Below are 9,231 nucleotides of genomic sequence, written 5' to 3'. Positions count from 1 at the left end.
CCGACGGCGCTGCCGATAATTATTGATGGCAGAACGGTCTTCAGGTTTTTAACGGCGAAAGGAATGGCCCCCTCGGTAATACCAATTAATCCCATAAAGGCAGCAGAGGTTCCCATTCGTCTTTCATCTTCAGCCCATTTACGTGGTGAAATAAAAGTAGAAAGTGCAATGCCCAGTGGCGGAATAGCACAGGCAACACGGTAAGCGCCGTTCGGACCATAAATACCTTCAGCCATTAATGCGAGAGTAAATGCCGTCGCGGTTTTATTGACCGGGCCACCCATATCAAAGGCCGCCATGGCACCGACAATCAGACCAAGTACCAGTCCGCTGCTTCCCTGCATTTGTGAGAGCATGGAAACCAGCCATTTCATGGCAAAACCGATGGGCCCAATCAGTACATACAGATAGAGCATGCCGACGATGACGCTTGAGGCGATGGGAATAATCATGATCGGCATAACAGGCATCAGCACCTTACCGACTTTCCAGCCTTTTACCCATTTGGTCACGTATCCGCTGAGAATACCGAGCAGCATCGCCCCCAGAAAACCGGTTACCACATGGTCTGCACCCAGCGGCGTGCTGGCCATAAAGCCGGTGATTAAACCCGGCGTCAGCCCCGGCTTACCGGCGATAGAGTAGGAGATATACGCCGCCAGCACCGGGATCATCATCCCGAGGCCCGCGCTGCCGATAGCGCCGAGGTTTAATAAGAATGGGTTGGTCACCACCATGCCTTTACCCGCGACCGGCTCACCGCCAATCAGGGAGAGTGCCAGACAGATACCGCCGACCACCACCACCGGCATCATATATGACACCCCGGTACTAAATGCTTTGACTAAATCATCCTTGATGACTTTCATTTTTTCCGACATTTTCATCCTCCAGGAATCTTTATTTTTAAGATGATTGTGATATTCAGGCGAAATCATCCCCGGACGCATTTACGTCGTAATTTAAATAAAGAGTTCGCAGAAATTTAATTAACGTTATTATTCACCGGTACCGAATGCCGAAAGTAAATCAGGACCGGTGGGTTGGTTATTTCACCAGTTTTTCAGCCCGGTCAATAATCGCTGCTGGATCGCGAACCACCTCTGCCGGGTTCAGCGAAATAATCAGTCCAGCGTCTTCTTTTTCTTCAAAGCGCTCAACGCCTTCAATACCAATAGCAATTGCCAGAATCACCACATCGGCTTCGGCAATCTCATCTTCGCTTAATTCATTTTCAATTCCCATGCCGCCTTGGGTCTCGACTTTGACGTCATAACCCCTTTTTTTGCACTCCTGCTCGATAGCTTCCTGCGCCATATAGGTGTGGGCGACTCCGGTAATGCATGCTGCGACTCCGACAATTTTCATGAGTGACTCCTGATTTTTTATTTGGCTGTGGTTTTAAACATTGCTTAATAAATCCTGATTTCATACGGCCAGAGTATTGGCCATCAGGTTGTAGAGTACGTTGACGTTTTCGGCCTGTTTTATTTCATTGCGGAAATCCTCTTTCATTAACTTTCTGGCAAGCGTGGAGAAATATTTCATATGCTCATTAGGGTCGGCGGATTTACTGACGGTGAGCATGAATACGGTTTCGACTTCCTGATCGCCCCACATAATGGGCGACGCAAGGGTTGCCATACTGATGGTGGAGTAGTGAATATGGTCCGACTTGGTGTGCGGAATGGCGAAGCCATAGCCCACGGCGGTGGAGAATGAGTCTTCGCGGGTCCAGATATCATCGGTTAATTGATCCCGATTATCGGTGCGATGGTGCAGCCACAGATTGTCGGTCATCTTTTTGATAACTTCGTTTTTATCTCTGGCCTGTAGTCCGCAAAGAATAAACTCCGGGGCGAGGATCGGCATTTTGCTGACCGCTTTTACGTCCGGTGAACGCAGCGCGGCTTTGACATCAGCGGAACGTTTTAACGCCACAATGTTCTGCGACAGCCCCTGGCATTTGGCATAACTCAGCTCGCGCAGCGCATGTTTTACACCCGGAATCGAGGTGCCGCTCATGCTGAGTTCGTCAAAGCCCATGCCAACGAATAGCGGCAGAAAATCTTTGCTTGCACCCAATTCTCCGCAGATACCTATCCACTTGCCCGCGCGGTGGACTTCGTCGGCGGCATACTGCATGGCGCGCAGGAATGCCGGGGAATAGTTGTCGTATACCGCCTCAACCTGCGTATTTCCACGGTCGGCGGCAAAAAAGTACTGCGTCAGGTCGTTGCTGCCCACGCTGAAGAAATCCGCGTATTCCGCTATTTCGCTAATCGCGAAGATAACGGAGGGGATCTCCAGCATCACGCCGAGCGAGATGCTGTCGTTGAATGCCAACCTTTCATCACGCATCGTACTTTTGACCTCTTCGAGGACTTCACGGCACCAGATAACTTCATCAACGTTGGCGATCATCGGGATCATGATTTTGGCATCGCCAAAAGCCGAGGCGCTGAGGATAGCCTTGAGCTGCATGGCGAAAAGGTCGCGATAACGCGGATAAGTTCGCACCGCCCGGAAGCCGAGAAACGGGTTTTCTTCTTCGCCGATGCTCATATAGTCGACAGGTTTATCGCCGCCAATGTCGAAGGTGCGGAAGATAACCGGTTTCCCTTGTGCAACTTGTATCACCTGGCTGTAGAGCTCAGCCAGTTCGTGGTAGTCCGGTGCGGATTCACGGTCCATGAATGACATTTCGGTACGAAATAGTCCGATGCCTTCAGCGCCGTTGCTGAAGGCTGCCTCGGCTTCCGCCAGGCTGGCGATATTGGCGGCTATCTCAATGCTGTGATGATCGCTGGTGGTCGCTGCCTGATAGACATTAGCCAGCATCTGTTGCTGCATACTCTGCTGAACGGCAATTTCATTCTGGTAATAGCGCAGGACTTTCTCATCCGGAGCGATAATTAAAATACCCGGATTGCCATCGATGATGATGTCCATTTCTGTATTCAGCTGCAGGGTCGAAAAATCAATATCTGTCAGAGTCGGGATACCGAGCGAACGTGCAAGGATAGCGGTGTGCGACGTTTTACCCGTGGCGGATAATACCATCCCGGCAAGAAACTCTTTATTGATCCCGAGAAATTGACTTGGTGTCAGACTGTTGGCCAGAATAATCGATGGTTGCGTTAATTCAAGACTGTTCTGCGGTAATATACCTGGGCCATAGATCGCAGTAAGTAATTGTCCGGTAATATCGAGAACATCCAGGGTCCGCTCTTTAATGTATTTGCTTGATGAGCGATTAAGAATTTCACAGAATTCCATTGCAGCTTTAATCACCGCATCCCAGGTATTGTCACCACCGGAAATCGCCGAGGAGATATGGCTTTGAAAGGTCGCATCGGTGATAATGGATAAATGCGCCTGTAAAATATCGTGCTCAACGCCTTTTTTAATTTCCAGCGCAGCCTGCTTCTCTTGCTTAAGCGCCTCTAAACCCGCCAGAAAAATACGCTGCTGATGCTCCGTGGAATACTCACCGCCCGGGTTACGCGCCAGCATTTCGTCCAGAGACAGGCTCTGAATACGAACGGGTTTGGCAATGGCAACACCGCCGCTGATGCGTGAACCCTGAATAAAACTGAGCTGAGTCTCCCGCAGCGAACGCGGGAGATAGCCCGCAGGCGCTGCGGCTTCATCTGCATGACTAACCTCGAAGGAGGGCAGTTTTTTAAGCAGCGCACTCAGCTGCTGAGCAGCGTTTGCAGCATCTTTTCCGCTGATTGTAATTTCACAGGCGTCGTTGAGTAAGGTATCGGTGGCGACAATCGAGAGGGCGCTTTTACCATTACCCTGAATGCCGCTGCGAATATTATTCCAGCACACCGTAGATTGAAATGTATTGCACAGCCGTTCGATATACCCCGCCGGTCTGGCGTGAATACCATCCTTTAGATCACATTGATACGTTATTATCTCTGACATCATTGCTCCCGATAATCATTTAGCCAGGGCTAATTAATTTTCTTTGCAGATGTGGGTGTCTGCATTTCATGTTTTATATCCTTCATCGTTCTCAGTTATCTTTGAATAGAAAAAAAGTGACCTTTGCTTGAATAAAAAAGCCTGATTATTATTTTGTGATCGAGGTCATGAAATTATATGGAATTACTGTGGTGTGTGTGTTGCGAGATGATTTAAGTAATTGTGATGGCAGCCGCACTATTATTAACGGGTGAGCAGTGGTCACGTAATTGCTATTAAAGTGACTTTCTTTCTATTCAATGGTCATGGGTAATGGAGTACAAAATAATACACACTCTATTTATTTCGTTGTGGTAATTACGATGCATTTTCGTGGAATATTACTGGATTTAGACGGGACGCTGGTGAACTCGCTGGATTTCGTAGAGGCCTCCTGGAGTTTATGGGCCACTAAAAAAGGGCTGGAACCGGGGACGGTATGCCATTATCTCCACGGTAAACCCGCTTTGAGTACGCTGCGCCACTTTATGCCCGATGCCAGCGAACAGATCATCATCGACGAATTTCTCGCGCTGGAAGAGTTTGAAGCGAGCAATACTGACGGCATCACTGCGGTTAACGGGGCTGTTGATTTTCTCCGCCAGCTTGAGCAGTTGCAGGTCCCCTGGGCCATTGTGACTTCCGGGTCGCTGAAGGTTGCCTCAGCACGGATCCGACAAGCCGGTTTCCCCGTTCCGCCGGTGCTGGTGACCAGCGAAGATATTCATCATGGCAAGCCGCATCCGGAGCCGTTCCTGACGGGTGCAGCCCGACTCGGTCTTTCTCCCGCTAATTGCCTCGCTTTTGAAGACTCCACTGCCGGTCTGCTTTCTGCCACCCAGGCAGGGTGCGTGGTGGTTGAAGTCCTGACTCGCCAGTCTGTAGTTCACGATATCGATACCTGGAAAACCATTGATAACTCCCTCGCCCTGCGCGTAACGCGCAAGGGCGAGGCAGATTTTTTACTTAAGATTCAGAGGGAGTTTTAAATGTCATCACGAAAAACCCTGGCCAATGCCATCCGTATGCTGAGTGTCGATGCCGTTCAGCGAGCTAATTCCGGTCATCCGGGCGCACCGATGGGAATGGCGGATATTGCCGAAGTCCTGTGGCGGGATTTTCTCAACCATAACCCGAATAACCCCGCGTGGGCTAACCGCGACCGTTTTGTGCTCTCCAACGGTCACGGCTCAATGCTGATCTACAGCCTGCTGCACCTTACCGGCTATGATTTGCCGATTGATGAGCTGAAAAACTTCCGTCAGCTGCATTCGAAAACGCCGGGGCACCCAGAGGTGGGTTACACCGCGGGCGTCGAAACCACCACCGGGCCGCTGGGGCAGGGGATCGCCAATGCGGTCGGCATGGCTATCGCCGAGAAAACCCTCGCGGCGCAATTTAACCGCCCGGGCCACGACATTGTCGATCACTTCACATATACCTTTATGGGCGACGGTTGCATGATGGAGGGCATTTCTCATGAAGTTTGCTCCCTGGCCGGGACGCTGAAGCTCGGTAAGCTGGTGGCGTTCTACGACGATAACGGCATCTCTATCGATGGTCACGTCGAGGGATGGTTCACCGACGACACCGCCAAACGCTTTGAGGCTTACGGCTGGCATGTGGTACGCGGAGTCGATGGGCATGATCCTGAATCCATTCGTGCCGCGATTGATGTTGCAAAGTCGATTACCACCATGCCGACGTTAATTATCTGCAAAACGGTGATTGGTTTTGGCTCTCCGCATAAAGCGGGTACTCATGATGTCCACGGCGCGCCGCTGGGCGAGGCTGAAGTGGCGGCAACGCGTGAAGCGCTGGACTGGCCGTATCCACCGTTTGTTATCCCCACTGAGATAGCTTCGCAGTGGGACGCCCGCAAATCAGGGCAGGCTAAGGAGGCTGCGTGGAACCAGCAGTTTGCCGCATACGCGAAAGCGTTCCCCGAGCTGGCAGATGAATTTACCCGTCGGGTGAATGGGCAACTGCCTGCAGAGTTTGCCAGCAAGGCGCAGGCGTTTATTGAAAAATTGCAGGCCAAACCGGCGAAAATCGCCAGCCGTAAAGCCTCGCAGAATGCGATTGAAGCCTTCGGTCCACTGTTGCCGGAATTCCTCGGCGGCTCTGCGGATCTGGCTCCATCGAACCTGACCTTGTGGTCCGGGTCTAAAGCGATTAACGAAGACAGCGCCGGGAACTACATTCACTATGGCGTGCGAGAGTTCGGTATGACCGCTATCGCCAACGGTATTGCGCTGCACGGTGGCTTCCTGCCGTACACCTCGACGTTCCTGATGTTTGTCGAATACGCACGCAACGCAGTGCGCATGGCGGCGCTGATGAAGCAGCGTCAGGTGATGGTTTACACCCACGACTCTATTGGCCTGGGCGAAGATGGCCCGACCCATCAGCCTGTCGAGCAAATTGCCTCACTGCGCATGACGCCGAACCTCAGCACCTGGCGTCCCTGCGATCAGGTGGAGTCGGCGGTGGCGTGGAAATATGGTGTTGAGCGCCAGGATGGTCCTACGGCGCTGATTTTTTCCCGGCAAAACCTGACCCAGCAGGAACGGACCTGGCAGCAGGTGCAGGATATCGCGCGCGGCGGCTATGTACTGAAGAATTGCGAGGGGCAACCGCAGCTGATCCTTATCGCGACCGGCTCGGAGGTGGAGCTGGCGGTAGCCGCATGGCAGCAACTGACGGCTGAAGGTGTGAAGGCGCGGGTGGTCTCCATGCCGTCCACCGATGTCTTCGACAAGCAGGATGCGGCGTATCGTGAAGCGGTGTTGCCGCAGGCGGTTTCTGCGCGTATTGCCGTGGAAGCGGGGATCGCGGATTACTGGTTTAAATATGTCGGGCTGAACGGCGCGATTATCGGTATGCAGACCTACGGCGAGTCCGCCCCGGCGGAACAGCTTTATCAGGAGTTTGGCATTACCGTTGAGGTGGTGTTGCAGCAGGCAAAAGCGCTTCTGGCTTAACCTTTAACGGCCTCTTACATGCTAAGGGGCCGTTTTTCATTAAGGGGAGAGATAACATGTATCCCGTCGACCTTCATATGCATACCCTGGCCAGCACCCACGCCTATAGTACGGTTCATGACTATATCGCCGCCGCGGCGCGTAAACATATTCGCCTGATCGCCATTACCGACCATGGCCCGGAAATGGTTGATGCGCCACATCCGTTTCACTTTAATAATTTGCGTGTGCTGCCGCGCGTTGTCGATGGTGTGGGGATCCTGCGCGGTATTGAGGCCAATATCAAACCTGGTGGTGAGACCGACTGCAGCGACAAAATGCGTGCGTCGCTGGATTTAGTGATTGCCGGATTCCATAAGCAGGTGTTTGCGCCTGCGGGCATCACCACCAATACCGATGCGCTGATTGCAGTAATAGCGAGCGGCAAGGTCCATATTATCAGCCACCCCGGTAACCCGGAGTATCCGATTGATATCCCGGCGGTGGTGGCCGCGGCTAAGGAGTGTCATGTGGCGTTGGAGGTCAATAACGCCTCTTTCGTCCATTCACGTAAGGGCAGTGAGGGGAACTGTCGCAAAATTGTAGCAGCCGTGCGCGACAGCGGCGGACTTCTCTCATTGGGTAGCGATTCACACAGCGCGTTTTCTCTGGGGGACTTTAGCGCCTGTCAGCATCTGCTGGTGGAGGCTGATTTTCCAGCATCAAGAGTGCTGAATACCTCTGTGCGACGAGTGCTGACGTTTCTGGAACAGCACGGCGGGGGGCGGATAGCCGAGCTTTATGGGCTTCCTGGCTAAAAATCTTGTGGGTTAAACCCTCTCCCAATAATGGGAGAGGAAGTTCGGCGTGTCTGTGCGGTTTTGAGACTGGACTGTTAGAGCCAGGGAAAACCACCTACAGGTCAATAACGTTGCCTCGCGGCAGATTTAAAGACTTGCGAATGGCGGCGATAACCTCAGTTGGTTTGAGTAACAGCGAATTAATACAAACATTCAGAATACGGCAACCTTCAAAGCGTGAAGGATTATCGATAGTAATATCGGATGCGATGATGGTGAGCTCAGACTCGAAAATATCTTTATCGGTAATTGGATTCTTAAGCCCCAGTACGCCCTGAGTCTCGATTTTGATCGCAAAGTAATACTGCTTCGCCAGTTTTTCCAGCTGTTCTGCGGCCATGTACGTATGCGCCACGCCGGTCGCGCACGCGGTCACCGCCACAATATGCAGATTACGTTCGCTGGAGAAAGGCTGAATCTCATCTCTTGTTGCACGAGTGGTCATGATCTTGCTCCTTTATTTTTGCGGCGGTATTCAAGCGGCGTACAGTCGTTGATATCGCGAAACACCTTGCAGAAATAGTTAGTATCTGTGAAACCGCACTTTTCTGAAACTTCGTTTATTTTCAGATTGGTATTGGTCAGCAGCGTTTTTGAACGTGAAATGCGGGCTAACTTGAGATATTCGTTAAATTTCACGTCTGACTCCTTCGAAAACAGACGCGACAGATAGCCTGGGGAAATATTAAACGTTTCGGCGACGCTTTCCCGGCTAATGTCCGTGTGGTAGTGACTATCGATATGGCTCTTAATTTCGTCCAGCAATGAGAAGGGAGCTCGCTGGTTATTCAGGCCATCGGTAATTTGATACAGCAGGTCGTTAAGCAGCGCATAGACCACGTGGGCAAAGGTCTCGCTGGTGGTATCTTGCGACCACGCCAGCGATTCAGCCAGGTCGAGAAGCCGATCGCGAACCGTACTGCTGGAGTTTTGCAGATTGTACTTCTCTACCTCTTTAAACTGCGTGCCATCCCAGTTGCTGATGCTGAAACCGACGTCCTGCTTCCAGAAGACTATCGACATGCAAATAACCGGGCTTTCCCACAGCGGCGAGTTCCAGCTATTGGCGGGGATATAGGTGATGGTGCCGACCGGACGTTCATATTTCACGATGCAGTCCACGCCTTTCGGCAGCAGCATGCGAAGTGTGCCCTTTACCGTCAACTCAATGCGCGGAACGTGCAGATGGTAGGCCATCGCCGGAGCCTGCGTATTGCCGTTAGCTACCATGACGCCTTTGTCTATCGAGCCCTGAGCGCTGAATTCACTGAGAATAGATTGAATAAATGTAGCCATATTATGCCCGAGGTTTGATAACTGTCTTCAGGACTTTCACCGCAAAGGCGGTGGTGATGCTCCCGGCGACCACCGAAACGATGTAGCCAAAATGGTTGCTGACTACCGGTAATACGATAAGTCCGCCCCACGGG

8 protein-coding genes are annotated in these 9,231 nt (G+C 52.0%); 3 read left to right on the top strand and 5 right to left on the bottom strand.

The features are described from left to right. The 3 genes from HMPREF9538_RS21065 to ptsP form a co-directional block, all read right to left on the bottom strand. On the bottom strand, positions 1-881 hold an 881-nt coding region (locus tag HMPREF9538_RS21065; protein WP_032457020.1), incomplete at its 3' end, for a PTS fructose transporter subunit IIC. Positions 882-1,047: 166 nt separating this feature from the next. Further along, a complete protein-coding gene (locus HMPREF9538_RS21070) occupies positions 1,048-1,368 on the bottom strand; it encodes a PTS fructose transporter subunit IIB (protein WP_009484320.1) in 321 nt (106 codons plus the stop codon). A 60-nt stretch (positions 1,369-1,428) separates the two neighbouring features. After that, the gene (gene ptsP, locus HMPREF9538_RS21075; protein ID WP_023287119.1) at positions 1,429-3,939 is read right to left on the bottom strand and encodes a phosphoenolpyruvate--protein phosphotransferase; all 2,511 of its coding nucleotides are present in this window, start codon (positions 3,937-3,939) and stop codon (positions 1,429-1,431) included. 305 nt (positions 3,940-4,244) lie between these two features. On the opposite strand from ptsP, the gene HMPREF9538_RS21080 reads away from it, so the two are divergent. From HMPREF9538_RS21080 to HMPREF9538_RS21090, 3 genes are read left to right on the top strand one after another with little or no spacing between them, the layout of a single operon-like run. Then, on the top strand, positions 4,245-4,967 hold the full coding sequence (locus HMPREF9538_RS21080; protein ID WP_228701549.1) for an HAD-IA family hydrolase: 723 nt from the start codon (positions 4,245-4,247) through the stop codon (positions 4,965-4,967). Beyond that, positions 4,968-6,962, top strand: coding sequence for a transketolase (gene tkt, locus HMPREF9538_RS21085; protein ID WP_009484317.1), 1,995 nt, complete (start codon positions 4,968-4,970; stop codon positions 6,960-6,962). A 56-nt stretch (positions 6,963-7,018) separates the two neighbouring features. Beyond that, positions 7,019-7,759 (top strand): phosphatase, encoded by a 741-nt coding sequence (locus HMPREF9538_RS21090; protein WP_009484316.1) that lies wholly within the window; start codon positions 7,019-7,021, stop codon positions 7,757-7,759. A gap of 97 nt (positions 7,760-7,856) precedes the next feature. On the opposite strand, the gene HMPREF9538_RS21095 is transcribed toward HMPREF9538_RS21090, so the two are convergent. Further along, complete coding sequence (locus HMPREF9538_RS21095; protein WP_009484315.1) at positions 7,857-8,246, bottom strand: PTS fructose transporter subunit IIB; 390 nt, start codon at positions 8,244-8,246, stop codon at positions 7,857-7,859. Beyond that, positions 8,243-9,097: a helix-turn-helix domain-containing protein gene (locus HMPREF9538_RS21100; RefSeq protein ID WP_009484314.1), complete on the bottom strand. Its 855-nt coding sequence runs from the start codon at positions 9,095-9,097 to the stop codon at positions 8,243-8,245. Before HMPREF9538_RS21100 ends, HMPREF9538_RS21095 begins: the two co-directional genes overlap by 4 nt. Between the last annotated feature and the right edge of the window lie 134 nt (positions 9,098-9,231).

The organism is Klebsiella sp. MS 92-3 (assembly GCF_000195655.1).
GTDB lineage: Bacteria > Pseudomonadota > Gammaproteobacteria > Enterobacterales > Enterobacteriaceae > Klebsiella > Klebsiella pneumoniae.
Note: the sequence above shows the minus strand (reverse complement) of the source record. Positions and strands in the feature narration are given on the sequence as shown.